This is a genomic window from Mesorhizobium sp. RCAM 05104, from assembly GCF_059683645.1.
The window spans coordinates 35743-61182 of the sequence record NZ_CM185033.1 but is presented as its reverse complement, the minus strand read 5'-3'; the positions used below and the strand labels follow the sequence as shown (position 1 = coordinate 61182).

The following is a 25440-nucleotide window of genomic DNA, read 5'->3' as shown; positions in this document are numbered from 1 at the left end:
GAACACGGGCGCCGGCCGGATTTACCGTCGGCCAGTTGCGCCCTAAGCCTGCCCGTCGCGATTTTCACTTCTCGGGGGATTAAACATGCGCAAACTCATTCTTTCTCTTGCCTTGCTTGGCCTCGCGGCCACACCAGCCGCTGCCCAGTCGATTGGCGGTACCTACACGGTCGCCGGTACCAACTTCGACGGCTCGACCTATGACGGCGAAGCCACCATCACGCTGACCAGCCAGACGACCTGCACGATCCACTGGGAGACGGGCGGCTCGTCTTCCGACGGCATCTGCATGCGCAACGATGATGCCTTCTCAGCCGGCTATGTCATGGACAAGGACATCGGCCTCGTGGTCTACAAGGTGATGGACGACGGTTCGCTGCACGGTCTGTGGACGATCGCCGGCAAGGACGGCAATGGCACCGAGGTGCTGACGCCAAAGAAGTAGATTCCACCGTTATCGCAGGGGTTTTATGGGCCGCGGCAAGGCCGTGGCCCAGTCCTTTGCCATTGCTGTTTCAGGCCCGGCTGCTACAGGCTTGCAGCAAAGCAGAACCGGTAATTGTCTTGCCCCTTTCTCCAAATCTTCGCGGCGCATTGCTCATGGTGGTGGCGATGGCCGGCTTCACCCTCAACGACGCCATTACCAAATACTCGTCGCAATCGATGAGCATGGCGCAAGTCATGTTGGTCAGAGGAGCATTTGCTACCCTTCTCGTCGGCTCGCTTGCCTGGCAGCGCGGTGCTCTCGTCCGGCTGCGCTCGATGCTGGACCCGCTGGTGGCGCTACGCGTCCTCGGCGAAGCCGGCGGCACGGTGACGTTTCTGATCGCGCTCGCCCATTTGCCGATCGCCAGCGTCTCGGCCGTCCTGCAGGCGCTGCCGCTGGCGGTGACGATGGGCGCGGCGCTCGTCTTCGGGGAAGATGTCGGCTGGCGGCGCTGGTTGGCCATCGCCATCGGATTTGTCGGCGTTCTGGTCATCGTGCGGCCGGGTTTCGAAGGGTTCAGCGTATATTCCCTGGTCGCGTTGGCCTGCGTCGCATGTTGCGCGGTGCGCGATCTCGCCACCAAGAGGATTCCCAAGGCTATTCCGACCCTTCTGGTTTCGACCGCGACCGCACTTGCCATGACCATCGTCGGCGCGGCGCTGTTGTCGCCGATGGGCGGCTGGACACCGATGGCAGGGAAAAGCACGGCCTTGCTGGCGCTCGCCGCCGTGCTTGTGCTCATCGGCTACCAGTCCATCATCATGGCAATGCGGGTGGGCGACATCTCCTTCATCGCACCGTTCCGCTATACGGCCCTGATCTGGTCGATCCTGCTTGGCCTCTTCATCTTCGCTGACGTTCCCGACCTGCCGATGGTCATCGGCGCCACCATCATCATCGGCTCCGGCCTTTTTGCACTCTACCGCGAGCGGATCGTCGGCCGGCGAAAGATCGTCACCGAAAGCACCGGGCCGACCATGATGCCGGACGGAATCTAGCCGGCTCCCGAGAAGGTTCTTGTGATTCCCGACGGCTGGCGTACAGGCTCGATGGCATGAAGCGAGATGTTGCGGGGATCATTCTGGCCGGTGGCCAATCAAGACGGATGGGCGGAGGCGACAAGAGTCTGTTGCCGCTTGGCGGCGGCTGCCTGCTCGACCATGTCATCTTGCGTCTTGCCCCGCAGGTGGCGCCGCTGGCGCTCAGCGCCAATAGCGACCCGGCGCGGTTCTCCCGCTTTGGACTGCCGGTGCTTGCCGACACGGTCACCGGCTTTGCCGGGCCGCTTGCCGGAATCCTGACCGGCCTCGAATGGACCATCGCCAACACCGCTTGCGAGGCAATCGTCACCGCTGCCGGCGACACGCCCTTCCTGCCGCTGGATCTTGTCGAGCGGCTGGCGGCGGCCACCGATCAGCGCCCCGGTTCGATTGCCGTTGCTTGCTCAGCCGGCAAGCGGCACCCGACCTTCACGCTCTGGCCGGCCGATTGTCGCGACGCCTTGCGGCGCTTTCTGGTCGACGAGGACAACAGGCGGGTTTCGGCCTTCATCGAGCGGCATGATTTTGTCGACGTGGAATTTCCCGTTCCGCAATCCGCGGGCCAACCGATCGACCCTTTCTTCAATATCAACGAGCCTGATGATCTTGCCCGGGCCGAGCGTCTGTTGCAGAGCATGAAACCATGAACAGACGCGTCTTCGGCATCACCGGCTGGAAGAACTCCGGCAAGACGACATTGACCGAGAAGCTGGTCATCGAGCTTGTCCGGCGTGGCTGGAAGGTCTCGACGGTGAAGCACGCCCATCATGACTTCGACATCGACAAGCCTGGAGCCGACAGCTTTCGTCACCGGCAGGCCGGCGCCATGGAAGTCGCGATCGTTTCCGGTGTTCGCTGGGCGCTGATGCACGAACTGCGCGGCGAGGATGAGCCGACGCTGGAGGCGGTTCTGTCGCGGCTTGCGCCTTGCGACATCGTGCTGGTCGAGGGCTACAAGCGCGAGGCCCATCGCAAGATAGAAACCCGCCGGCGGGAAGCGAAGGACCGGACACCGCTTTCGGCGAGTGACCCCGCCATCATCGCCGTGGCCGCCGACTTCACGACGGAGGGCGAAAGCCTGCCGGTGTTCGATCTCGACGATACAAAGTCGATAGCCGACTTCATCGAGCGCGCCACCGGGCTCGTTGCTTGAGAGGTAACGCAGCGGCAGAATAGCATTGCCTATTTTTATGGTTTTGCAGTTGCTTTTTTCTTGGAAAGAATGGGAGTATCGCCTCAGCGGGCGGTCAAAAGCACCGCCCCACAGAGCCGTTTCGGAACGACGGCCGGGACATAAAGAGAGGACTATCATGCGTATTGCACTGCGTATCGCGCTTGCCGCATCGGCTGCGCTGCTGACGCTCGGCGTAGCCCAGGCCCAGGAGAAGACCCTGAGGATCGGCACCGAAGGCGCCTACCCGCCATTCAACAACCTGACTTCCGATGGCCAGCTCGTCGGCTTTGACATCGACATCGCCAAGGCGCTTTGCGATGAAATGAAGGTCAAGTGCACCTTCGTCGCCCAGGATTGGGACGGCATTATCCCGGCGCTTCAGGCCGGCAAGTTCGACGCCATCGTCGCCTCGATGTCGATCACGCCGGAGCGGAAGGAGAAGGTCGACTTCACCCACAAATACTACAACACGCCGTCGGCGCTCGCCGTGCCGAAGGACAGCACGCTGAAGGGTGTGACCAAGGAAGATCTCGCCGGCAAGACCGTCGGCGTCGCCACGACGACCACCCATTTCAACTATGCCACGAAGACCTTCACCGATAGCACCGTGAAGGGATATCCGAGCAGCCCCGAGGAGCAGGCAGATCTTGCCAATGGTCGCCTCGACGCCATCGAGGACGATATCGTCGTGCTGCAGCAGTGGCTGGATTCGCCTGATGGCGCCTGCTGCAAGATTCTCGGCCAGCCGTCGCCGCAACCGGTCGATATCTTCGGGCCGGGCGCCGGCATTGCCGTACGCAAGGGCGAGACCGACCTGGTCAACAAGCTCAATGCCGCCATCGACGCCATCCGCGCCAATGGAAAATACAAGGAAATCAACGACAAGTACTTCAAGTTCGACGTCTTCGGCGCCGAGTCCTGATTGACAGGATCAAGACGGCGGGGAAATTCCCCGCCGTCTTTCCATTCATCTTGGTAACGCCGTGGGGATAAGACCTGTCAATGCCAGCCCAGAGCATATGGACACTTCTCAGTTGGGGACCTGACGGCTGGCTTGATGATATTGCTTATGGCGTCATTGTGACGGTTCTTCTTGCACTGGCGACGCTCCCTATCGGTTTGGCGATTGGTTTTTTTGTCGCGATGGGCAAGCAGTCCGAAGAGCCTTCGCTGCGCCTGGCCGCCAACATCTACACCACGGTCTTTCGTGGCCTGCCGGAACTGGTGACGCTTTTCCTGTTCTTCTTCGGCATGCCGATCCTGCTGCAACACCTCATCCGATATTTCCGTCCCGAAGCGACCATAGACGTCAACAGCTTCTTCGCCGGGATGATTGTGCTCGCACTGATCTTCTCTTCCTACGCCAGCGAGGTCTTCCTTTCGGCCTTTCGCGCCATCCCGAAGGGGCAATATGAAGGTGGCTATTCCATTGGCCTGTCGAAATGGCAGACGATGCGCAAGGTGATCTTGCCGCAATTGCTTCGTATCGCGTTCCCCGGCCTGGAAAACTGCTGGCTCAGCCTGCTCAAGGACACGTCCCTGGTTTCGGTCGTCGGTCTTGCCGAGACGTTGCGCAACGCCGGTGTGGCGGCGCGCGTCACCAAGCATTCGTTCCTGTTCTACAGCCTGGCGGCCCTGGTCTTTCTTGGTCTGGCGGTTGTGTCGTCCTTCGCCACCAGTGCCATTTTGCGCTCGCTCGGCAAACGAGAGGCGCAACGATGAGCGCTACGGCCGCCATGGTCGAACGGCCACCACCACGAGCGCGCGGCTGGCCGCGCCGGCGCATCATCGGCTATGCGCTGGTCTGTCTGTGGGCAGCCTTTGGCCTCGGTATCGTCAGCTACCTCTTCTTTGCCTGGAACGCCGCCTTCTTCGCCAAATACGCGCCGGCCTATCTGCAAGGACTCGGCGTCACCCTGTCGCTGGTTGCCATTTCGATGGTGCTTGGCGCGATTTTGTCGGTGCCGGTTGCCTATGGGCGTATGTCCAGGAACCGGATTCTGTCCGGACTTGCCTATTGTTACGTTTACTTCTTCCGCGGCACGCCGCTGCTGGTTCAGACGTTTCTGGTCTACTACGGGCTGGGCTCGTTCAGGCCGCAACTCCAGATGGTCGGGCTCTGGGATTTTTTCAAAGACGCCTTCAACTGCGGCGTCTTCGCCTTTGCACTCAACACCGCCGCCTACCAGGCCGAGATCCTGCGCGGCGCCATTGAGAGCGTGCCCAAGGGGCAATGGGAAGGGGCTGCTTCGCTCGGCCTGCACAAGCTGCAGACGCTGCGCAAGATCATCCTGCCTCAAGCATTGATCGTCGCCTTGCGGCCCTATGGCAACGAGCTGATCCTGATGGTCAAGGCTTCGGCGATCGTCGCCATCATCACCGTCTACGATCTGATGGGTAACGCAAAGCTCGCCTTCGCCAACAGCTTCGACATCCAGGCCTATATCTGGGTGGCCTTGGTGTATCTTGTCATGGTCGAGTTGTTGCGCCACGCGATCGAATGGATCGAGCGCCGGATCACCATCCACCTGAAACGCTGACCCCTTCAAACGCTGCTGTGCCAGTCGATCGGGCTACGCACGTCTTGACGAATTGAGCGCAGAGCCTAGAGCTTTCGCAGCAAATTCCGTTTTCATTCTGAAGGGCAAGCTTATGGCATCTGTGGCATTTCTCGGTCTTGGCGTGATGGGCTATCCAATGGCCGGGCACCTCAGGAACAAGGGCGGCCACGACGTCACCGTCTACAACCGCACCAAAGCGAAAGCCGAGCAATGGGTTGGCCAACACGGCGGCAGCTTCGCTGTAACGCCGGCGGAGGCGGCCGAGGGCAAGGATTTCGTCTTTTCCTGCGTCGGCAATGACGACGATTTGCGTTCGGTGACGACAGGTCCGGACGGCGCCTTCAAATCGATGAAGAAGGGTTCGGTTTTCATCGACAACACCACCGCCTCGGCCGAGGTGGCGCGTGAACTGGCGGCGGCGGCGGAAGCGCGCGGCTTTTCATTCCTCGATGCTCCGGTCTCAGGCGGCCAGGCCGGTGCCGAGAACGGCGTTCTCACTGTCATGGTCGGCGGCGATCAGGAGGCCTTCGACAAGGCCAGGCCCGTCATCGATGCCTTTGCCCGCATGGTCGGCCTGATGGGCTCCGCAGGCGCTGGCCAGCTCACCAAGATGATCAACCAGATCTGCATCGCCGGACTGGTGCAGGGACTGGCCGAAGGCATCCATTTCGGCAAGAAGGCCGGGCTCGACATCGAGAAGGTGATCGAGGTGCTTTCCAAGGGTGCTGCCGGGTCCTGGCAGATGGAGAACCGCCACAAGACGATGAATGCCGGCAAGTATGATTTCGGCTTCGCCGTCGACTGGATGCGCAAGGATCTCGGTATCTGCCTGGACGAGGCCGACCGCAACGGCGCCAAGCTGCCGGTGACCGCACTTGTCGATCAGTTCTACAAGGATGTGCAGGCGATGGGCGGCAAGCGCTGGGATACGTCCTCGCTGCTGGCGCGGCTGGAGAAATAGCACTTGGCTGCCATGTCTGAGCCAGATCCGGATTGGACGGCCGATGACATCGTTGCCCATCTAAAGACATTGCGCGCTCCGGAAAATCTTTCCGGCATGGCGCGGTTCGGCATCAACATCGCGACCGCGCTCGGCATCGGCAATTCGGATTTGCGGCCATTGGCGCGCAAGGTGAAGCGCAACCACGAGCGGGCCCTCGTGCTATGGGACAGCGGCATTCGCGAGGCGCGGCTGATGGCGGCGTTCACCGGCGAGCCGAAAAAGATCACCATCGAAGAATGCCGCCGCTGGGCTGGCGACTTCGATTCCTGGGAGGTCGTCGACAGCGTCTCGGATCTGTTTGCCGCAACGCCTTTCTGGCGCGACCTTATCGACGAGTTCGCCACGGATGAGCGCGAATTCGTCCGCCGAACCGCGTTTGCCATGCTGGCATGGGCAACGGTGCATTTGAAGAAGGAGCCGGACGCAACCTTCTTGAATTATCTGCCATTGATAGAGGCTCATGCCGGCGATCCGCGCAACTTCGTCAGGAAGGCAGTGAACTGGGCGCTACGGCAAATTGGCAAGCGGTCTTTGAACCTGCACGGCCCTGCCCTTGCCCTGGCGCAAAAGCTGACAGCCTCGGCGGACAAGACGGCGCGCTGGATCGGCAAGGATGCCGTCAAGGAACTGACCGCCCGCAAAACACTCGAGCGTCTGTCGGCAAGGACGATGCCCAAGACATGATCGACCTGGATTTCGTTCCTGTCACCAGGCAGACATGGCCGGACTTCGAGACGCTGTTCGAACAGTCGGGTGGCCCGAAATACTGCTGGTGCATGAGTTGGCGGGAGCTTGCTGGTCGTCAGTCGAGCAGCAGTGCCGACAAGAAGCGGGCGATGGAGTCGACCGTCGCGGCCGGAACACCAGTGGGCATCATCGCGCGCGGTGGTGAGGAAGTCGTCGGCTGGTGCTCCGTTGCGCCACGCGAGTCTTTCAGAAAGTTGTCGCCGGACCAGAATGACAATGAGAAAGACATCTGGTCCATCGTCTGCTTCTTCGTCGCTCGCCCTCACCGTGCCGTCGGCATCTGCGCTCGTTTGCTTGAGGCCGCCGTCGATCACGCCTTCACGAGCGGCGCATCCGCTGTCGAGGCCTATCCGGTCGATCCGGATTCGCCGAGCCTCCGCTTCATGGGCTTCAAGCCGATGTTTGCCGCGCGCGGGTTCCATGAGACCGGCATGGCCGGTTCTCGCCGACATGTGATGCGGCTCGTCCGTTGACGTCATCGGCAGCGGCGGCTTTACTTGACCTCAAAGGGCGCGGCCTCGGAACGGATCAGCCAATGAGCCATCATCCCAAATCAACCATGGCGCTCGCCACCGCGTTGTTGGTCTCCGTTGCCGCCATCGATGCCTCGGCCGAGACCGCGCACATTTTCTGGAACGATCTGCGCCCGGCGACGCAAGCCGCAGCCGAAAACGCCGGGCTGCCGATGATTGCGGCCAAGATGCCAGATCACGGTGAAACGCTCTCTGTCGACCTGCGGGACAAGACCATCCAGTTGGCCGGCTATGCATTGCCTGTCGATCGCGACGGCGACCTGGTCTATCAGTTCCTGCTGGTGCCATGGACGGGCGCCTGCAGTCACATGCCGACACCGCCGCCCAACCAGATCGTGCTGGTCACGCCAGCCCATCCCTACAAGATGTCGGAGGCTTATCAGCCGGTTGCGGTCACCGGCACGCTGACGCCCGGGATGGAGAAGAGCCAGCTTTTCATCCTCGACGGCGTCAGCGTCATCCAGTCGGGCTATGTGGTACGCAAGGCGGATGTGGTGAGCGTCGACAACGTGCCAGACACGATCACGCTACCGGTCAACTCGCCGTGGAGTTTCCTCAACAAAAAGAAGAACTAAGCAGGACGGATCCTGTGTGAGGTCACGCTCAGGCGGCGTTGGCGCCCGATTCCTTGTCCAGCACCATGTAGTCGAGCGGAATCTCGGTCGTGTACTTGATCTGCTCCATGGCAAACGACGACGACACGTCGCGGATCTCGATCTTGGCGATCAGACGCTTGTAGAACGCGTCATAGGCGGCGATATCGGGCACCACCACGCGCAGGAGATAGTCGACGTCGCCGCTCATGCGGTAAAACTCGACCACCTCGGGAAACTCCTGGATGACCTCGGAGAAGCGCCGCAGCCATTCATGGCTGTGCGAATTGGTGCGGATCGACACGAAGACGGTGACCCGCACATTGACCTTTTCGTGGTCGAGGATGGCGACGCGCCGCTTGATGACGCCCTCCTCCTCGAGCTTCTGGATGCGCCGCCAGCAAGGTGTCGTCGACAGCCCGACCTTCTTGGCAACGTCGGCGACCGCGAGTGTCGCATCCTCCTGCAAAAGGCGGAGAATTTTTCTATCGAGGCGGTCCATTTCGTGCTCCCAAGGGAATAGATTGGCTATAGTCCGCCTTATCAGGGCCTTTCACAAGAAAGAAATTCTGCCGATTGGCGCAAAAGCGAGTGATTTCTTGCTGAAAGGTCAACCAAGGCGATAGCGGATTTCCGCTCGCAGGAAAGGCAGCAAATCCATTTCAAACCAGGGGTTCTTCTTCAACCAGCCGGTGTTTCGCCATGATGGATGGGGCAGCGGCAGCACTTTCGGGCCGGAGGAAGTCTCCCAGATGGCACGCCAGTCCATCACCGTTTCCGTCAGCGAAGGCCGGCGCGCGGCACCCATGTGCCAGGACTGCGCGTAGATGCCGATCGTCAGCACCAAATCGATGCGTGGCATCAAGGCCATCAAAGGCGCGCGCCAGGCCGGGGCGCATTCGCGCCTCGGCGGCAAGTCCCCGCCCTTGGCATCCTGCCCGGGAAAGCAGAAGCCCATCGGCACGATGGCGAATTTCTCGATGTCGTAGAATTCGTCGCTTGCCACCCCGAGCCAGCTGCGCAGGCGGTCGCCGGAGGCGTCGGTGAACGGCATGCCCGTGACATGCACCTTGGTTCCCGGCGCCTGGCTGGCGATCAGGATGCGGGCCTTGGACGAAGGTCGCAGCACTGGCCGTGGCTCGTGCGGCAGCGGTTTGCCGATCGGATTCTCGACGCAGATTCGGCAAGCGCGAACCGTCGCTGCAAAACTATCAAGCGCATCCTGGTCGACCATGGTCTTGTCCGAAAACCGGCTTCCATTTTTCAGGATCATGGTTAGGCGGCGGCGCTCGGTCGGCTGGAAACCGCCTGATGCCAGCGCAACACATTGGTGCATTCCTCCGGCACTTTGATACGTGCCGGTTTCATGAAGTCGACGGCGATCAGGCCTGTGATGTCGGCGATCGAATAGCTGTCGCCGGCTATGAACTCCCGGCTGCCCAGTTCACTGTCCAGAATCGTGAGGAACTCCACGGCCTTCGGCTTGTTGGCCTCGCCCCATTCGGCAATTTGCGGGATTTCCCATTCCTTCATGGACGGGTGGATGTGACGAAAGGCCTGCGCGACGCAGCTGAGCAGGTTGAACTCCATCCGTCTCTGCCACATCTCGACCTGTGCCTTGCCGAGGGCGCCGCGTCCGAACAGGGCCGGCTCCGGATGCAACTCCTCGAAATAGCGGCAGATGGCAACGGATTCGGTGATGACGGTGCCGTCGTCGAGCTCCAGCACCGGCAGGCGTTGCAGAGGGTTGCGCGAGCTGACCGCCTGATTCCTGTGCTCCAGCGCGCCCATGTCGACAGGCACCAGCGGCACCGTGATGCCTTTCTCGGCCAGGAAAACGCGCACCCGCCGTGGATTGGGCGCCCGGCCGCCGTCGAAGAGCTTCATTCCATCCTCCCGTTCGTTGTCGGTCCAGTTACAGGATGCGCGATCACCAGAAACGGAAAATCTCGCGCACGGCATCGCCGATCGACGCCAGCGTGCCGTGCTTTCTTTCGACGATTTGGCCGTGATGGCTGTCGCGCCAGTCCTGCGGTTGGTCGAATGTGCCCGCCCAGATGCCGGCCTTTCCCGCGCGGGCGTTGGCTTCCTCGCTCTCGTAGTCGCCATAGGCAACCGCCCAGCCCGCCTCGACCTGCGCACGGTTGATATCCTTGCCACCGGCGGTGCAGTCGCCAAGCAGCCGCCCATAGCGGTCACGCTGCCAGCCGCTGCAGGAAACGGGCTTGCCGGCGATCAGCCGCACCAGCGATTGGCGCGCAAGCGTCCCGCACGGATAGTCGGCGCCATTCTTGCGGCAGGTCTGCGAATACTCCGGGGCATCGATTCCACGCATGCGGATGCGCTCGGTGCCGAGCGTGATCGAATCGCCGTCATTGACGATTGCAGCCCCTTCCGCCTTGCGGGTTTCCACCCGGTCGAGGCGAGCCGCCAGCAGGATCAGCAATCCGAGAATGACGACGGTAAGCCCGTAGTCCAGCAGCCGGCGCCACAAGCTTCTCTGACGTGGCGCGGCGTATCGCCGGCGCGGCCCTGGGGCCCATGAACGGCTCATATGGCAAACGGTTGGTTAATCATTCGAACGTAGCTTAACACTTGGAAACCGCTGCTCGCATAAATTGAAGTTTTGATGCCCTTGCAACGCTCGAATACAGCGGACAAGTTCATTGTGGACCGCAGGAAACGCCATCGCAACAGCGATGTCGCGCGCGCGGTGCGCAAGACGCGCGACCGTCTTTCGCAGCAGGCCGGCAATCCTGATTTCGATCGCGAACTGCTGAAGCTCCACGCCCGCTCCATGACAAGCGGCGCCATCGCCATTCCGCTTCTCGTCCTGGCGATCGCGGCAGCCGGCCGGCTCGCCGGCGTCGGCAACGAGATCGGCCTCTGGGCGCTGTTCACGCTGACCTGCTACACCCTCGTCGCCTTCATGGCCCGGCGCGTTGAGCGTGCGGAAGCTTCTGAACTCACCCCCTTGCAAACACGACGGGAATTCCTGCTCGGCCATTTCCTGTGTGGCCTCGGCTGGGGCTGGTTCGTGTGGCTCGGCTGCGGTGCCTGCCAGGTCGACCAGTTCCAGGTGGCCAAGGCGGTGGTGCTGCTGTTCATCATGGCGGCGACCGCGGTCATGGCTTCATCCCTGCGCGGGGCGTTGTTGGCGACCTTTGCGGTTCCGGTAGCGTTCTACACCTATGCCGTGGTCAAGCTATGGATGCCGGTCGAGGCGATCATGGCCGGGCTGCTGGTCGTGTCGCTGCCCTTCTTCGCCTATGTGGCTCGCCACCTCAACCGCTCCTCCCTGATGCTGCTGTCGTTCCGCTCCGAAAAGGATGCGCTGATCGCCGAACTGGAGACGGCGAAATCGATGTCGGACGAAGCGCGGCGGCGGGCGGAGGATGCCAATCTGGCGAAGTCGCGGTTCCTCGCCTCTATGAGCCACGAACTGCGCACGCCACTCAACGCCATTCTCGGTTTTTCCGAGGTGATGTCGAACGAGGTGCTGGGGCCGATGAGCAACCCCACCTATCGCGACTACGCCCATGACGTGCATGAATCTGGCCAGCATCTGCTCGACCTGATCAACGAGATCCTCGACCTGTCGCGCATCGAGGCCGGCCGCTACCAGCTCAACGAGGAGCCGTTGATGCTGCTCAACATCGTCGAGGATTGCTGCCACATGATGGAACTGAAGGCACGCAACAAGGATATCCGCGTTGTCCAGGATTTCGAGCATGAGTTGCCGCGCCTGTTCGCCGATGAGCGGGCGGTGCGTCAGATCACCCTCAACCTTCTGTCGAATGCCATCAAGTTCACCGCCACCGGCGGCGAAATTCGCGTTCGCGTCGGCTGGACGGCGGGCGGCGGTCAATACATTTCGGTCAAGGACAATGGTCCCGGCATACCCGAGGACGAGATCCCGATTGTGCTCTCGGCCTTCGGCCAGGGCTCGATCGCCATCAAGAGTGCCGAGCAAGGCACAGGTCTTGGCCTGCCGATCGTGCAGGGGTTGCTAGCCATGCATGGCGGCGAGTTCGAACTTCATTCCAAGCTGCGCGAGGGCACCGAGGCGATCGCCATCTTCCCGCTGAGCCGGGTGATGGAAGAGCTGCCCGCGCTGCCGACCGCGGCGGTGGCGGCGCGCCGGCGCTAACGGAAGTCGTCCCGACATAGCCTTGTCTGGTGCCTAGTTACGAACAGCCGCGGCCATGCCCGAACTGGTCAGTGCCGCCGCCTTGACCAGACCAGCGGCAAGAGCGGCCCCTACCCCTTCGCCATGACTTATACCGAGGTCGAGCAACGGGCGCAGACGAAGGCGTTCGGCGACCCGCGCATGCGCGCGCTCTGGAGACAGGCTGGCGACAAGACAGTGGTCGAGTGCTGTGGGGTTGGCGGCATGCAGCACCGCTGCGGCCGCCATTGCCGCGACTCCGTCGAGCAGAACCGGAATCTTCTGCATCCGTGCGGCGAGGATGGCGCCGGCTATCGCCGCGAACTCGCGGCCGCCAACCCGGCGCAGCGCCTCAAACGGGTCGCCGAGATGGCCGCCGTGAAAGGCCAGCGCCGCATCGACCACGTCAGCCTTGCGTGCCTGCATCGCCGCATCGGCGCCCGACCCCGGACCGACCCAGTCAACGCCCCTGCCCCCGAACAGCGCCGCGAACAGGGCGGCGGCGACGGTGGAGTTGCCGACACCCATGTCGCCAAGGCAAAGCAGATCCGTGCCGCCCGCGATCGCTTCCATGCCGAAGGCCATGGTGGCGGCGCAGCCACGCTCATCAAGCGCTGCATCCTCGCTGATGTCGGCGGTCGGGATGTGCAGGGCAAGATCGAAAACCTTCAAGCCGAGATCGTTGGCGATGCAGATCTGGTTGATCGCGGCACCTCCCGCCGCGCAAAGCTCGACCGCATTGGCGGTCGCCGCCATCGGGCGAGGTGAAATGCCGTGGTGGGTGACGCCATGGTTGCCGGCAAAGACCGCCATCGACGGTCTCGTCACCGCGGGCGGAGCACGGCCGCTCCAGGCGGCCAGCCAGGCGGCAATGTCCTCGATTCGGCCAAGTGAATTCCTGGGCTTGTCGGCCTTGGCAAACAGCGAGCGCACGCGGGCCTCTGCTGTCGTGTCGGCCGCCGGCAGGTTGGCGAGCAGGTTACGAAAATCGTCGAAAGGCAGTGCGCTGGTCATGTCGTTGGCGATCATTCCATGGAGTTGGGGAGCGGCATAGCCGCGTTGCGTGGTCGGCACAACCTCCTGGATCATCCTCCTGCATTTGCCGCAAAGGTGGTCCCGGAAGGCGCAATCGCGAGGGCTTGCATTGGCATTGCGGTTGCACCATGTGGAGATGGAACAAGGGATTCCGGCAGGAAGCCCTCAAGAGAAAGTCATGACGGCCATCGAATCCCCCTGCATCCTGGTCTGTTCGATCGACATGAAAACCGGCTTCTGTTTCGGTTGCGGTCGCACGCGCGAGGAAATCGGCGCCTGGATGGGAATGACGCCGGAAACGCGCCGCAGTGTCATGGCTGAATTGCCTGCTCGCCTGGAGACGGTCGAGCGCCGGCCACGTCGCGAAACGCGCCGCACCCGCATAGCGCGCGAACGCGACGCCCTTTCGTGAGGCGGCCACGCGGATGAGGTTGTTCTGGATACTGATGGCGGCGATCGGGGTGGGAACGGTCCTGCTGATGTTCAACGATTCCGGCGGCAGCACGCTCGGCGTCGAGAATTACGATTTCAGCCGGTTGATCTGGCTTGGCGCCTTTGGCGCTCTTATCGGCGCCGGTCTGCTGCGGTCGGGTCGACCGTTGGGCGCCATGGCCCGCAACCTCGGCGCCTGGGCGGCAATCGTGCTCGTGCTGATCGCCGGCTACCAATATCGTTACGAACTGCAGGATATTGCCAGCCGGGTGACCGCTGGTCTTGTTCCCGGCAGTCCGCTCGCCCTGGGTATCGAGGATGGCCACGCCACGGTGACGCTCGACAAGGCCGACAATGGTCATTTCGAAGCGAGAATCCTGATCAACGGCAATCCGGTGCGGGCCGTTGTCGATACCGGCGCGACCAGCACCGTGCTGACGTCGGAGGACGCGCAAGCCGCCGGTTTCAATCCAGCGGTGCTCAACTACACCATACCGGTCTCGACCGCCAACGGCATGGCGCGCGCCGCCGCCGTGAAAACCAACGAGGTGGCGATCGGCGGCATCGTGCGCAAGGACATGTCGGTGATGGTCGCGGCACCGGGCATGCTCAGCCAGAGTCTGCTCGGCATGAACTTCATCGGCTCGCTGTCGGGCTTCGACGTGCGCGGCGACCGCATGATCCTCAGGGATTGAAGCCAGCCTTGACGTGTCAGGCCGCTTCGGCCGCCGCTCCACTGAATTCAACGGCGGCGAAAGCCGTCTTCAGTATATCCGGTCCGGCGCCGGGCCGGGTCGCGTCGGTGGACAGGATCTGGCGGTAGCGGCGCGCCCCGGGCAATCCGTGGAACAGCCCGACCATATGGCGGGTGACATGGCCGAGCCGACCGCCCTGCTCGATATGGTGTGCCGCATAGTCCGCCATCCTGTCGATCAGCCCGGCGAAATCGAACGCATCGGACTTGACGCCGTAGAAGGCGGCATCGACGCCGGCCAGAATGCCGGGCGTGTGGTAGGCCGCGCGGCCAAGCATCGCGCCGTCGACATGATCGAGATGCGCCCGCGCCTCTTCGATGGATTGAATGCCACCATTGATGCCAATGAATTCATTTGGTTTTCTGACCTTCAGTCGATAGACGCGACTATAGTCGAGCGGCGGAATGTCACGATTTTCCTTGGGGCTCAGCCCTTCCAGCCAGGCCTTGCGCGCATGCACCCACAACGCATCGGCGCCGGCATCGAAAACACCATCCGCCAGCGCATCGAGCGCCGGCTCGGGATCCTGCTCGTCGACGCCGATCCGGCATTTGACGGTGACGGGAATTGTCACCGCCGCCTTCATCGCCGCGACGCAGCCGGCGACGAGATCAGGCACCTTCATCAGGCAGGCGCCAAACGTGCCAGACTGGACGCGGTCCGACGGACAGCCAACATTGAGGTTGATCTCGTCATAACCGAAGGTTTCGCCAATGCGCGCCGCCTCGGCAAGCTTGCCTGGGTGGGAGCCGCCGAGCTGCAGCGCGACCGGATGTTCCGTCTCATCGAAGCCAAGCAACCGCTCACGCGCGCCCTGGATGATCGCGTCGGCGACCACCATCTCGGTGTAGAGCAGCGCACGGCTCGTCAGCTGGCGATGGAAGAACCGGCAATGCCGGTCCGTCCAGTCCATCATAGGCGCAACGGAAATCCTATGAGCTTGATTTATCACGCTTTTTCTCGTATTTTCAGAGCCTTAAAACGTGCACACGTTCGCCGTTTGTACGACACGATATCCGTCAGTTTTCGCATTTTGTACTCCTCCCTGTGCACACAGCGTGCACGAAAAAGAGACCACCCATGGCATCCATCAACAAGTTGGCTTCCGGCAAGTGGCGTGTACAGGTTCGCTGCAAGGGTCACTACCTCAGCACCAGCTTCTCGCTCCGCAAGGACGCCGAGATGTGGGCGCGCCGAATTGAGCGAGAAATCGACCTGGGTCAGAAACCTGCTCCCAAGCACAAGGACGGGATCAAAACGGTCTCCGACCTGATCGACCTGCATATCGCCGATATGGCGGAAGTTGGCAAGGCGACCGGGCGTTCGAAGGCATTCAGCCTGGACCTGCTACGAGCCAGGCTCGGAAGGCTCAACATCGCCGATCTCAATCGCGAACAGGTCATAAAGTTCGGCAAGGAACGAGCCGAGGAAGGCGCCGGACCTGTCACCGTTGGAATAGACATCGGATACATCCGGACATTGCTGGTGCACGGCGCGGCTGTGCATGGACTGCCTTATTCAGCGGAGCCGGTGGAACTTGGTCGTGTCGCCCTCGCCCGCTTGGGTCTTGTTGGCAAGGGTAACGAGCGCGATCGGCGACCGACGCTTGATGAGATAGAGGCCCTGATCCGATACTTCAGAGGAAACAACTTCCAGATTATCCCCGTCGACAAGATCATCCGCTTTGCGATCGCAACCGCCATGCGGCTCGGGGAAATCTGCAACGCTACGTGGGAGGACCTCAACGACCGCAACAACACCCTGCTGATACGAGATCGCAAGGACCCACGCCACAAGAAGGGCAATCACATGCGTATCCCGCTCCTCGATGTGAGTGGTTACGACGCCCGCGCGATCCTCGAAGAGCAGCGTTTTTCCACTGAGGGAAAGGGACGCATCTTCCCCTACAATGGGAAATCGGCCGGAACTGCCTTCCGACGTGCCTGTCATGAACTTAAGATCGAGGATCTGCACTTCCACGACCTGCGTCACGAAGGCACAAGTCGCCTGTTCGAAGCTGGCTTCACCATCGAGCAGGTCGCGATGGTCACCGGGCACAAGGATTGGAAGATGCTACGCCGCTATACCCATTTGAGGCCGGAGCAACTTCATCTGATCGCGGCGAGGCTTCAACAGACATCGCTCGAGTGCCGAGCTGCAACTGGTTGACGAACGCATCGTCGGACCGGCCCCGGCGTCGCTGTCGGCGGGTGCCGCTGCGGCTCTACCGCTGACGGCGCTCACGGCCTGGGAGATGCTGTTCGATCGCTTCAACGTATTGGCGGCTCACCGACGTCGACGGCAGCTTCTTGCGCAACCTGTGGCAGGGAAGTGGCCGCCATGCTCGAACAGGCCGTCGCCCACGATCGGCGTCAGCAACCCTGGCGGGCAGCCGGCAGGAAGCACTACGAGTTCTTGGAGGTACCACTTGAGGCCGTTGCCGCGTTTCAGTCTGCGTTTGCTAACGGCCGCTTTTTCAACAATCACATCCGCAATCACGTCCCCTCGCCGCGCCAAGGCCGCGGCACTCGCTATGCTCCAAAGACATCTCGGCAATTGCAACATCGCGGCTCTCGATCGCGAACGGCTCAGATGTCTTATCGAGCGTAGCGTCCTGTCAAGGCGATGAGACAGCGGCCGCTCCGCACCAATTGCCCAGGCCGAAATAATCCTATGGAGAGGATATCCCCGTGACACACGACGACGCCATGCAATTGTGCAAGAACATCGCCCATAACATGGGGCGCCTGTCCGGCATTGCAGAGCAACTTTATCGGCATGCCACCGAGGGCATGGAAACTGACGTAACGGTGCTGCGAAGGAATTCCGTGGAGGTGGTGCGCGACATGACCGGTGCCCTGGACGCGCTCCTCGACTTGGCCGAGGTGTCACCGGGGCCGAGGAAGCCGCATTGATCGACAAGAGACTTTGCCTTCTCAGCGCTACTTTTTGATGATGTTGCCATGGTTCAGGTCGAAAGCTTGCGCATCGCCGGCTTGCCTGTGGAAGTCGTCCTGCAGTTCCCCCCAGTCGCCGAGGTAGCGGCCGCAGTTGCTGCAATGGATGGGCGTATTGTCAGTGGCGTTATCGGGGATGTCCAACTGGACTGTCCCGCACGCCTTACAGTCGAGCTTATGGTCGAGCCTCTTGGGGTCCATTGGGCCAAGCCTCCTGTCAGCTCGCTTTAGCGCCCGTAACGCCAAGGGTCCAGTAAATTCACGGAGGACGCTACGGCAAGTGAACCGGCTATTGCGCGAGGCGCTCCGGCTGGACGCTCAGCGTGACGATTAAGCCCTGTTTTGACCAATCGTAGTCGATCGAACCACGCAGGTGTCCCGTGACGCTGCGCTCAACCAGCCTGCTGCCGTAGCCGGGCGCAGCCGAAGGTGTCTCGACGAGCGGGCCCCCACTTTCTGTCCAAACGATGGTCACCTTTTCGTCCTGCGCCGAGCAGGAAACATCCAGCGTCCCCGTCTCGGCCGACAGGGCACCATATTTGAGAGAATTGGTGGCAAGTTCATGGATGATAAGCGCAAGGATGGTTGCCGAGGATTCACCGACGCTCATCCGCGGCACCGACACCCGGATGCGCCCGCTAAATGCCCCCAGGTCGTCATAAGGGGCCAGTAGGACCGTGAGCAGGTCGCCTAGCAGCGCTGAGGCGGCCTTGGTCTGGCCGGGCACCGGCCGTACCAGATCATGGGCGCGCCCCAAGGCCGTCAGCCGCTGGGTGAGCTCGCGCGCCATGTCGTTGGTCGTCGTCGTGGAACGGGACGTGATGGCCGTAAGACCGGAGGCGATGGTGAGCAGGTTCTTGACGCGGTGGCTCATCTCGCCGGCGAGAAGCTCACGGCCCTCCTCGGCCTGCTTACGGCCGGTCACATCAATGAAAATGCCGAACATCAGCCGCTGGACCATTCCTTCGTCGTCGCCCTGGCCCCGGGCGGAGATCCACTTGAGCTCGTCGCCGATCATGATCCTGAAATCAATCTCATAGGGGCCGACGATCGACCGGGTGGCGTTGAAGGCGGCACGCACCCGATCGCGGTCGGCCGGATGGATGTGTGCGGACAGGTCCTCGAACTTGACGTCTTTGGTGCGCGGAATGCCCCACAGGTCATAAGCCCGGTCATCCATCGCCAGCGCATCGGTGTCGACATTCCAGGACCAGAGGGTCACGCCTGCGGCCTCGACAGCCCGGATGAGGTTCTTGGGTTCCCAAAGAAGCGGCTTTAGATGTTCAGCGGTGGTTGTCATTGCGACTCGCAAGAATCTCGGAAGAGCAGGACGGGTTCGATGGTTGAAACACTGGCCTTACGTACCGCAGGTCAATGAAGGTCGATGAAAAAGTCGCAGATCAGGTCCGCAACTTTGGCCGCTTCGAAATCCGTCATATGGGCGGCTGTTTCCACCGCCGTTCGTTCCAGGTCGTCCTGATCGACGGCCAGAAGGTCGAGGATCCGGGCGAACCTGATCTTGAGTTCCCGGTCCCTTTCGAACTCGTTGATGGTGACCTGCAGGATGCTTTCTGTGGCGTTGATCAGGCGGGTCTGGATGCTGTCAGACGACGCCGCAAGGGTGCGTATCGCCGCGAAAAAATGCTCTCGCGCACTGGCTTTGGTTTCGTCCATGTGAATACCTTCTTCGCTTTCAAACACGCCTTGGACGGGTGGCATGGGAAGCGATTGATGAGCGCAGGAAATAGGATCGTGTTCTGCGATGCACTCACGTGGCGGCGCTTTACACGGTCTCGGACCTCCCGGATGGGGAGGCAAGCGGTCCGTAGCACAGTTTTGTGCCATTACCCACCTGCGTTTGGGAGCGCACGTAGCTAGCCCCCCGGCTTCGTGAGGTTTAGCCATCCCCAAAGGCGTGGTCCATTACGCGGGGTGCGCAGGGCCTTCTTCCACAACCGGAGGTCGGTGAGTATCGCTGGAACGAATTGCGCGGCGCGCCGTTCCGTCTGCAGCTTGAAGCCAGGGAACGGGGATAATCCATGGGCGAAGACGAAGACGACGCCCGCAGGGCGGAGCGTGATCGGCTGGCAATCAGTCTGGCCAAGGAAACCGGAATCTCCGAAGAGCAGGCTCGTGACCTCGTCAACATGCTCGGGACTGATCGCAATTCGCTGCTGCGCGAAGCACGCCTGATATATGGCCAGCGCCTGCGCTAGACGCCATCGCGAACTCAGTCGACCGCCGAATCGATAACCCCATAATCCACGGATTTCTCGGAGCGGTCTCTGCCGTGGCCAGAAGCATTTTGACCAAGTCGAAGCAACTCCCGCACCGCGTCGGAACGGCTCGGCATTCTTCTGTCGAAGCGCCACGCGTCGAGAACCGCGAGTTCTTCGGAATTCAGCATGATCTGGAGACGATAAGTGCGCTTCGGAATTGTCATCCCCTCTCCTGCTGCCGTTTTAGCGATCTCATTCGGTGACCTCGGCCCTCTTCCGCGAGGCAGCGGATCGGCTGCCCCGCCCGGGGCAGCCGCATGAATGAGTATACGGAAACTTAGGCACAGGCGAGGTCGACGTTGGCCATTGCGCCCACTCCACCTGGCGCCCGCGGACGCGGCGCGGCTGATGCCGGGCACGGAGGCGGGTCGTTATCGTCATCGGGACCGAAGAATCGGTCGCGCCGTCGCCAAGGCGCGCCACGACGTGAAGAGAACGCCACGGCAGGACGCGGGCCGAAAATCCTTCCCCCGTTGCGGGCGTCTCATCCAAAGCCTTCAAAGCGCTCAGAATGCGCTCGACAGGAATAAGCATCCCATTGTCCAGCCGGCGTAGCGTCGGCTGATTTTCCACCGCATATGCGTCGGATGCCCATGCGGCGAGCAGAGCCTGCTTCTCGCCACGGCTGAGACGTGGATGGCGGATGACCTGCTCAGGATCATTGAGCGGGTACACCGCTTCCATTTGTGGGAAGCGTTGTAAAGTATTCATCGAAATCTGGTTCTGGGTGTTCCTCTCCGTTCTCCGCAATCTAGGCCTCCCGGCCGAAACCGGGAGGCGGACCGCAGTTTGATGATGTTACGATGATCAGGCGGCTTTGCGCGCGCGTTCTGTGTCCTGCGAGATCTGCTTGCTGACCTTAGTGTCGCCGGTCCCGATGCTAATGCGGCGCGGCTTCAGCTCCTCCGGAATCTCTCGGACGATGTCGATCGCGAGCAGACCATTCTCAAGGGTTGCCCCCTTGATCTTCATGTGGTCGGCCAGTCTGAACGTCTGCCTGAAGCTGCGGTAGGCGATCCCCTGGTGGAGCAACTGACGTCCGCTCTGGTCATCGGCCTTTTGGCCCACGACAACCAACTCCGGGCCATGCTGGGTCAGTTCAACCTCGTCCGGGCTGAACCCCGCAATCGCCATGGCGATGCGATAGTCGTTCTCGCCGACCTTCTCGATGTTGTAGGGCGGCCAGTCGGTCCGGGTGCCGCTGTCGAGCATGTCAAACAGACGGTCGAAACCAACGGTGGTGCGATACAGAGAGTCAAAGGTTCTCATAGCCACATTCTCCTTGAAGCAACATGGGTACAAGGAGCGCCGCACCATGCGGCGCCGCCAATCTTGCCGAGCCGTACGGCCTCGACGGCAAATGAGTTAGGGGCGGCTCAAAATGGGTTCAAGAGTCCGCTGAAAAAATTTTGGGAGGCGTTGTAAGCTCTCACACATGGCACCGGCCAAGGAGATAAAACGCCGCTTCTTCGAGTGATTGAATACTGCTGTAGATGCCGTTGAATTGCTTCCAATTTCCGGCTTCAGGCGATAGATCCTGTCATAGTCAAGCGGCGGGATGTCCCGGTTTTCCTTAGGCGCTTCCTGAGAAATTCCTATCAACCCATCGCAGGTGGCTCCGTGGAAAAGGCAGCGATGATCGCTTCGCGCGACACATTTAGTGCTTTAGAAAAGGTCCTGCCCTTCTGCCAAATCGCCACGTAATGATACAGCGCGGATGGTTCCACTGGCTTTATTCCCAGGTGAAACGCCGCGTATTCACGCGCAATGATCTCATTGGTGATTGAAATGCCGAGGCCAGCGGAAACGTATCCGGCTTCGTGACCGTTGCAATCGAATTCCACCAGTATGTTCGGCTCAACGCCAGCGAAACGCATGGCATTGAAGTTCATTTGATGGGCGGCGAACTGGGGATCGATATCGACAATCGTTTCACCCGCCAGGTCTTGTGCCTCGATGCAGGTCTGTTTTGAGAAACGGTGGTCGGGATGAAAGATGCATACGTTGCGAGCTGACCCAAGCGGCGCCCACTCAAACAGACTAGGATCCAAGGGCAACCTCGAGATTCCGAGTTCCGCCCGCCCTGCCAGGATGTGCTCGCCGATCTGCTCGTAGCTTCCCGAAATCGAGCGGACATTCGAAGCGGTCTTTGCGTGGATAATCGCCACGACCTTGGGCAAGGTCACGAAACCGAAAACAGAAGGCGCGGCAATCGCAATCCGCTGCTTTTCGTCGTTTTTCATCGCGAAGATCGACGCTTCCAGCCGATCCAGAGACGTCAAGGCAAGTTCCACGTTTCGCAGGAGTTCCCAGGCTTCCTGCAAGGGGACGATGCGGTTGGCTGATCTCTTGAAGAGTGTGATGCCGAGCGTGGTCTCGAGTTGCTTCACATGTTGACTGACGGCCGGCTGGCTTATCCCGAGCGCTGCCGCCGCTCGCCTTGTCGAACCGGCCCGCAAAACTTCTCGGAAGACCTTCAGTTGACGGAGCTTCAGACGATTTCGCCGGTGTACTCGTTCGAGGCGGTCTTCTTGAAGGTGCCGATGGTAGCCATTGTAAGTCTCCGTCTTCTGTTCCCGAGCCCGCACCATGCGGCCTCGATGGCGATCACTTGGCCGGAGGCGACCGACGACGCATCGCTTGCGACCGGAGCAACGCGGAGGACGGTGCAGGAACGACTTTCTTGTCTCGCGAGGAATGGCGGCGCTCGGGGTCCCCATGCGCTTGCGGCATGGGGCGGGAGCCGGCAGGGGAAGAAAGTAGAGACGCGCCGTTGCGGCCTAGGCGGTCGAGGCTTCAGCCGTCCTTCGGCCAGATCAGCCCATTGAAGAGGCCGTTTGGAGCGCTCTTGGGACAGATTGGCAACGGAGACGTTGGCGTCCAACGCGCCTCCAGCAGATCGCTACGAGTTCACTGGCGTCGTCCACGCATTCCAGGCGCCGGGAACCCCACGCACCTCCAACGCTGCAGCCAGCGGCCGCGCTGCCGTCCTGCCACCGACTTGTCGGCCTGCCATGCGGCATCGACCGAAGAAAGTTCAAGTCCACAGACGAGGTCGCGCCGGCACGTGGCCGTTGCTCGATCCTTGGCGTGTAACCCGATCGCTCCAACCACCGATGATGAGGAGGCTAAGGCCTTCATCGCTCTGATCCACCCGCCTCGCTCTCGCGGGTTTAAGCTTGAACGATGTCCCTACCGGAATGGTCGGCGGCGGCCATGCCCGCGACCCGCAGATATGCCGTGACGCCGACGGCGATCGCGCCAATGACGGAAAAGACGATCTGCCAGGTTTCCGAAGGCATCACGAGCTTCGCGATGCCATGGCTGGCATGGTAGCCGGCAACGATCGCAGGCGCGACGAAGACCAGCGCGATCGCCAGCTTCGCCCACATGGGACTGACAACGCCGAGGAGGATTTGGCCGTCGCCGAGCGTCAACCCGGCTGCGAGGATGCCGACAAGGATCGCGCCAAGCCAGCCGGCACCGGTGTTGAATGCCCATGTACTTGCGCTGACGCCGACGAACAACGGAAGGGCGACGATAGCAAGCGTGAACAGCAACCAGCACAAGATGCCGATGGCCGCGATTCAAAGGAGAATGCCGAGGATGATCATGGTGGTGTCTCCGAGAGAATAGCTCTGGCGATTGCGCCTTCCACCACCACCTGGCGCAGTGCACAGCGTAGCATAGGAAAGCACGGGCGAAACCCGCCGGTGTTCTTGCATCGCCAGGCGCGATGCCCGCCCCGTCATGGAGCGAACGGATCGATTTCGCCGACGATGGCGGTGTCGTCGCCGTCATACTCGTTCGCCGGCACGACCGAGAGGGTGCCGTCGCCAGCACGAAAGATGACGATGGCGACCATGAGGGTTGCGGCGAGGCTGAAGGCGAAGGCATGTGCGTCGGTGAGGGACATCGATCCGGCTCCTGTTTGAAGCGGAGGACCCTCCCCCGCTGACAGGCGCCCGGTGTGTTCGGCCGATGGCCGCAATCACCGCGAAGGCGAAGCCGGAGCGGCGGCACGCTTCGCGTAGTCCGACCCCTTGATGAGGTGGAACGGCCCGCTCCGACAGCATCAAAGTGCTAACGTGGTCGTTGTTGCAAACGCCACAAGGAGGGACCGTTCCGTGAAAGATGTTACCACTATCGGGCTGGACTTGGCCAAACAGGTTTTTCAGGTTCATGGCGCCGACGCTGACGGCGCGCCGCTGTTCAACCGGAAGCTACGCCGCGCCGAGGTTTTGCGCTTTTTCGAGAAATTGCCACCGTGCCTGGTTGGGATGGAAGCATGCGCGAGTGCGCATTACTGGGCGCGAGAGATCGCGGTCTTCGGTCACAACGTCAAACTGCTACCACCTCAATACGTGAAGCCGTTCGTCAAACGCGGGAAGACAGATGCCGCCGATGCGGAGGCCATCAGCGAGGCCGTAACGCGAAAGACCATGCGGTTCGTCCCGGTCAAGACGGCTGAGCAGCAGGCAGCCGTGATGGTGCTCAAGACGCGTGCATTGCTCGTCCGTCAGAGAACTCAGACGATCAACGCCCTGCGCGCTCATATGGGCGAGTTGGGCATCATCGCTCCAATCGGGATTGCCAACGTCAAGGCATTGGCCGTCATCATCCGGGATGGGGCTGATAGCCGCTTGCCGCCGGCTGCGCGATTTGCTCTCACAGAGATGGTCGACCAGATTGAGCTTCTTGCAGCGCGGATCGATAGACTTGAACGTGAGATCGTTGTTCAAGCCAGGCAAGACTCGGATATGCGTCGGCTCGCTACCATCCCCGGCGTGGGGGCCATTATTGCCATGGCCATCAAAGCGCTCGTTCCTGATCCCGGCGGATTCAAATCGGCTCGGCACTTTGCTGCCTGGATAGGCCTGACACCAAAGGCCCATTCGAGCGGCGGCAAGGATCGCCTGGGGCGCATTTCCAAGATGGGCAATTCAGAATTGCGATCGCTGCTTGTGACTGGGGCCGCATCCGTCCTTCGCCATGTGCGAACTGACGACAAGGCGCGGCCGTGGCTGAAGGACTTGCTTGGCAGACGCCCTTTCAAGGTCGTGGCAGTTGCGCTGGCCAACAAGACGGCGCGGATCATCTGGGCTTTGTTGACCAGAGGTGGAGTATACCGCAACCCAATGGAAACAAGGGCGAACGAGATCCCCGCTTAAGGATCCGGACCGCCCATACGAGCTGACCGGCAAGGGCCGGCAGAAGCGAGGTGCAAAAGCAGACGATGAACCCACGGGACTAAATCCCGAAACAGGACAGGCCGAAACCCGTGACGCGCACAAAAGCGCGCCCCCTTGATCCAGCCACCTGTTTCGCGGACTTCATCGAGGCCAGCGGTCATGTGCCGCGCAGAAAGGCCGGACATATGACCGCACCGTCCTCATGTGGTGAAATCGACTGAAAAGCATCCTTGCACCGCGGGCCGTTCCACATATGCGGGTTGATGGCGTCAGGCCGTCGGCTGGACCAAGGATCAGCGCAATGGATCGCGGGGGTGGTGCTTCGTTCCTGGAACTGAAGGACGGACAATGCCGAGCGATATACTACAAGCGATCTGCCGAACCCGCCTGCGCCATTTCTCCCGCACGACGCCGAACCTCGGCTCGAAGCCTACCGAAGACTGATTTCCTGGAGCCATCCGCATGGCGCCAGAGTGGTCGTCCG

33 protein-coding genes and 1 pseudogene are annotated in these 25440 nt (G+C 61.4%); 19 read left to right on the top strand and 15 right to left on the bottom strand.

Annotation, left to right across the window (positions count from 1 at the left end; translation table 11 throughout):
- The first annotated feature begins 85 nt into the window (after positions 1–85).
- From AC56QP_RS00340 to AC56QP_RS00290, 11 genes are all read left to right on the top strand, one after another.
- Positions 86–445, top strand: a complete 360-nt coding sequence (locus tag AC56QP_RS00340; protein WP_489861357.1) for a hypothetical protein — start codon at positions 86–88, stop codon at positions 443–445.
- A 119-nt stretch (positions 446–564) separates the two neighbouring features.
- The gene (locus AC56QP_RS00335; protein WP_489861358.1) at positions 565–1485 is read left to right on the top strand and encodes a DMT family transporter; all 921 of its coding nucleotides are present in this window, start codon (positions 565–567) and stop codon (positions 1483–1485) included.
- A gap of 56 nt (positions 1486–1541) precedes the next feature.
- A complete protein-coding gene (gene mobA, locus AC56QP_RS00330) occupies positions 1542–2174 on the top strand; it encodes a molybdenum cofactor guanylyltransferase MobA (protein ID WP_489861359.1) in 633 nt (210 codons plus the stop codon).
- Complete coding sequence (gene mobB, locus AC56QP_RS00325) at positions 2171–2680, top strand: molybdopterin-guanine dinucleotide biosynthesis protein B (RefSeq protein ID WP_489861360.1); 510 nt, start codon at positions 2171–2173, stop codon at positions 2678–2680. Before mobA ends, mobB begins: the two co-directional genes overlap by 4 nt.
- Positions 2681–2837: 157 nt before the next feature.
- Positions 2838–3623, top strand: coding sequence for an ABC transporter substrate-binding protein (locus tag AC56QP_RS00320; RefSeq protein ID WP_256754456.1), 786 nt, complete (start codon positions 2838–2840; stop codon positions 3621–3623).
- A gap of 80 nt (positions 3624–3703) precedes the next feature.
- Positions 3704–4423 carry an ABC transporter permease gene (locus AC56QP_RS00315; RefSeq protein ID WP_489861361.1) on the top strand — a complete coding sequence of 240 codons (720 nt, stop codon included), beginning with the start codon at positions 3704–3706 and terminating at the stop codon, positions 4421–4423.
- The gene (locus tag AC56QP_RS00310) at positions 4420–5241 is read left to right on the top strand and encodes an ABC transporter permease (protein WP_489861362.1); all 822 of its coding nucleotides are present in this window, start codon (positions 4420–4422) and stop codon (positions 5239–5241) included. Before AC56QP_RS00315 ends, AC56QP_RS00310 begins: the two co-directional genes overlap by 4 nt.
- Before the next feature lie 112 nt (positions 5242–5353).
- Positions 5354–6223: an NAD(P)-dependent oxidoreductase gene (locus tag AC56QP_RS00305; protein ID WP_489861363.1), complete on the top strand. Its 870-nt coding sequence runs from the start codon at positions 5354–5356 to the stop codon at positions 6221–6223.
- Positions 6224–6235: 12 nt separating this feature from the next.
- Complete coding sequence (locus tag AC56QP_RS00300) at positions 6236–6949, top strand: DNA alkylation repair protein (protein ID WP_489863434.1); 714 nt, start codon at positions 6236–6238, stop codon at positions 6947–6949.
- Positions 6946–7485: a GNAT family N-acetyltransferase gene (locus tag AC56QP_RS00295; protein WP_489861364.1), complete on the top strand. Its 540-nt coding sequence runs from the start codon at positions 6946–6948 to the stop codon at positions 7483–7485. The genes AC56QP_RS00300 and AC56QP_RS00295 overlap by 4 nt, the downstream gene beginning before the upstream one ends.
- Before the next feature lie 62 nt (positions 7486–7547).
- Positions 7548–8120: a DUF3299 domain-containing protein gene (locus tag AC56QP_RS00290; protein WP_489861365.1), complete on the top strand. Its 573-nt coding sequence runs from the start codon at positions 7548–7550 to the stop codon at positions 8118–8120.
- 28 nt (positions 8121–8148) lie between these two features.
- Here AC56QP_RS00290 and AC56QP_RS00285 read toward each other — a convergent pair whose 3' ends face one another.
- The 4 genes from AC56QP_RS00285 to AC56QP_RS00270 form a co-directional block, all read right to left on the bottom strand.
- On the bottom strand, positions 8149–8640 hold the full coding sequence (locus AC56QP_RS00285; protein ID WP_006205209.1) for an Lrp/AsnC family transcriptional regulator: 492 nt from the start codon (positions 8638–8640) through the stop codon (positions 8149–8151).
- A gap of 108 nt (positions 8641–8748) precedes the next feature.
- A complete protein-coding gene (locus tag AC56QP_RS00280; RefSeq protein ID WP_489861366.1) occupies positions 8749–9474 on the bottom strand; it encodes a uracil-DNA glycosylase family protein in 726 nt (241 codons plus the stop codon).
- Positions 9414–10025 carry a glutathione S-transferase gene (locus AC56QP_RS00275; RefSeq protein ID WP_489861367.1) on the bottom strand — a complete coding sequence of 204 codons (612 nt, stop codon included), beginning with the start codon at positions 10023–10025 and terminating at the stop codon, positions 9414–9416. Before AC56QP_RS00275 ends, AC56QP_RS00280 begins: the two co-directional genes overlap by 61 nt.
- Before the next feature lie 43 nt (positions 10026–10068).
- Positions 10069–10692 (bottom strand): thermonuclease family protein, encoded by a 624-nt coding sequence (locus tag AC56QP_RS00270; RefSeq protein WP_497100869.1) that lies wholly within the window; start codon positions 10690–10692, stop codon positions 10069–10071.
- Positions 10693–10767: 75 nt separating this feature from the next.
- Here AC56QP_RS00270 and AC56QP_RS00265 point away from each other — a divergent pair, with 75 nt between their 5' ends.
- A complete protein-coding gene (locus tag AC56QP_RS00265) occupies positions 10768–12288 on the top strand; it encodes a sensor histidine kinase (protein ID WP_489861368.1) in 1521 nt (506 codons plus the stop codon).
- A gap of 33 nt (positions 12289–12321) precedes the next feature.
- Here the strand turns inward: AC56QP_RS00265 and AC56QP_RS00260 are convergent, their stop codons facing one another.
- The gene (locus AC56QP_RS00260) at positions 12322–13320 is read right to left on the bottom strand and encodes a nicotinate-nucleotide--dimethylbenzimidazole phosphoribosyltransferase (protein WP_489863435.1); all 999 of its coding nucleotides are present in this window, start codon (positions 13318–13320) and stop codon (positions 12322–12324) included.
- Between the two features lie 199 nt (positions 13321–13519).
- Here AC56QP_RS00260 and AC56QP_RS00255 point away from each other — a divergent pair, with 199 nt between their 5' ends.
- Entirely contained in the window at positions 13520–13753 is a 234-nt protein-coding gene (locus AC56QP_RS00255) for a DUF1289 domain-containing protein (protein WP_489863436.1), read from the top strand.
- A gap of 13 nt (positions 13754–13766) precedes the next feature.
- Positions 13767–14468 (top strand): TIGR02281 family clan AA aspartic protease, encoded by a 702-nt coding sequence (locus AC56QP_RS00250; protein WP_489861369.1) that lies wholly within the window; start codon positions 13767–13769, stop codon positions 14466–14468.
- Between the two features lie 16 nt (positions 14469–14484).
- On the opposite strand, the gene dusA is transcribed toward AC56QP_RS00250, so the two are convergent.
- Complete coding sequence (dusA, locus tag AC56QP_RS00245; protein WP_489861370.1) at positions 14485–15480, bottom strand: tRNA dihydrouridine(20/20a) synthase DusA; 996 nt, start codon at positions 15478–15480, stop codon at positions 14485–14487.
- Positions 15481–15608: 128 nt separating this feature from the next.
- Between dusA and AC56QP_RS00240 the strand changes: the two genes are divergently transcribed.
- The 3 genes and pseudogenes from AC56QP_RS00240 (at position 15609) to AC56QP_RS00230 (ending at position 17443) form a co-directional block, all read left to right on the top strand.
- Positions 15609–16697: a site-specific integrase gene (locus AC56QP_RS00240; protein WP_489861371.1), complete on the top strand. Its 1089-nt coding sequence runs from the start codon at positions 15609–15611 to the stop codon at positions 16695–16697.
- Positions 16663–16806, top strand: a pseudogene (locus AC56QP_RS00235) (zinc-binding alcohol dehydrogenase family protein); the annotation flags it as partial. The gene AC56QP_RS00240 and the pseudogene AC56QP_RS00235, both read left to right, overlap by 35 nt.
- A 412-nt stretch (positions 16807–17218) precedes the next feature.
- Entirely contained in the window at positions 17219–17443 is a 225-nt protein-coding gene (locus AC56QP_RS00230; RefSeq protein ID WP_489861372.1) for a hypothetical protein, read from the top strand.
- Between the two features lie 27 nt (positions 17444–17470).
- On the opposite strand, the gene AC56QP_RS00225 is transcribed toward AC56QP_RS00230, so the two are convergent.
- From AC56QP_RS00225 to AC56QP_RS00215, 3 genes are all read right to left on the bottom strand, one after another.
- Positions 17471–17629, bottom strand: a complete 159-nt coding sequence (locus AC56QP_RS00225) for a hypothetical protein (RefSeq protein ID WP_489861373.1) — start codon at positions 17627–17629, stop codon at positions 17471–17473.
- 145 nt (positions 17630–17774) lie between these two features.
- The gene (locus AC56QP_RS00220) at positions 17775–18785 is read right to left on the bottom strand and encodes a sensor histidine kinase (RefSeq protein ID WP_337122089.1); all 1011 of its coding nucleotides are present in this window, start codon (positions 18783–18785) and stop codon (positions 17775–17777) included.
- A gap of 71 nt (positions 18786–18856) precedes the next feature.
- Positions 18857–19159 (bottom strand): hypothetical protein, encoded by a 303-nt coding sequence (locus AC56QP_RS00215; protein ID WP_489861374.1) that lies wholly within the window; start codon positions 19157–19159, stop codon positions 18857–18859.
- Between the two features lie 365 nt (positions 19160–19524).
- Here AC56QP_RS00215 and AC56QP_RS00210 point away from each other — a divergent pair, with 365 nt between their 5' ends.
- Positions 19525–19701, top strand: coding sequence for a hypothetical protein (locus AC56QP_RS00210; RefSeq protein ID WP_489861375.1), 177 nt, complete (start codon positions 19525–19527; stop codon positions 19699–19701).
- Positions 19702–19715: 14 nt separating this feature from the next.
- On the opposite strand, the gene AC56QP_RS00205 is transcribed toward AC56QP_RS00210, so the two are convergent.
- From AC56QP_RS00205 to AC56QP_RS00180, 6 genes are all read right to left on the bottom strand, one after another.
- Positions 19716–19928 (bottom strand): hypothetical protein, encoded by a 213-nt coding sequence (locus tag AC56QP_RS00205; protein WP_489861376.1) that lies wholly within the window; start codon positions 19926–19928, stop codon positions 19716–19718.
- A gap of 28 nt (positions 19929–19956) precedes the next feature.
- A complete protein-coding gene (locus tag AC56QP_RS00200; RefSeq protein ID WP_497100871.1) occupies positions 19957–20475 on the bottom strand; it encodes a hypothetical protein in 519 nt (172 codons plus the stop codon).
- Between the two features lie 96 nt (positions 20476–20571).
- Positions 20572–21033, bottom strand: a complete 462-nt coding sequence (locus tag AC56QP_RS00195) for an Hsp20 family protein (protein ID WP_489861378.1) — start codon at positions 21031–21033, stop codon at positions 20572–20574.
- Positions 21034–21362: 329 nt separating this feature from the next.
- Positions 21363–22355: a LysR family transcriptional regulator gene (locus tag AC56QP_RS00190; protein ID WP_489861379.1), complete on the bottom strand. Its 993-nt coding sequence runs from the start codon at positions 22353–22355 to the stop codon at positions 21363–21365.
- Between the two features lie 582 nt (positions 22356–22937).
- Positions 22938–23333, bottom strand: a complete 396-nt coding sequence (locus tag AC56QP_RS00185; protein WP_489861380.1) for a hypothetical protein — start codon at positions 23331–23333, stop codon at positions 22938–22940.
- 179 nt (positions 23334–23512) lie between these two features.
- Positions 23513–23680 carry a hypothetical protein gene (locus AC56QP_RS00180; protein WP_489861381.1) on the bottom strand — a complete coding sequence of 56 codons (168 nt, stop codon included), beginning with the start codon at positions 23678–23680 and terminating at the stop codon, positions 23513–23515.
- Between the two features lie 211 nt (positions 23681–23891).
- Here AC56QP_RS00180 and AC56QP_RS00175 point away from each other — a divergent pair, with 211 nt between their 5' ends.
- The gene (locus AC56QP_RS00175) at positions 23892–24935 is read left to right on the top strand and encodes an IS110 family RNA-guided transposase (protein WP_489859762.1); all 1044 of its coding nucleotides are present in this window, start codon (positions 23892–23894) and stop codon (positions 24933–24935) included.
- Positions 24936–25440 lie beyond the last annotated feature (505 nt).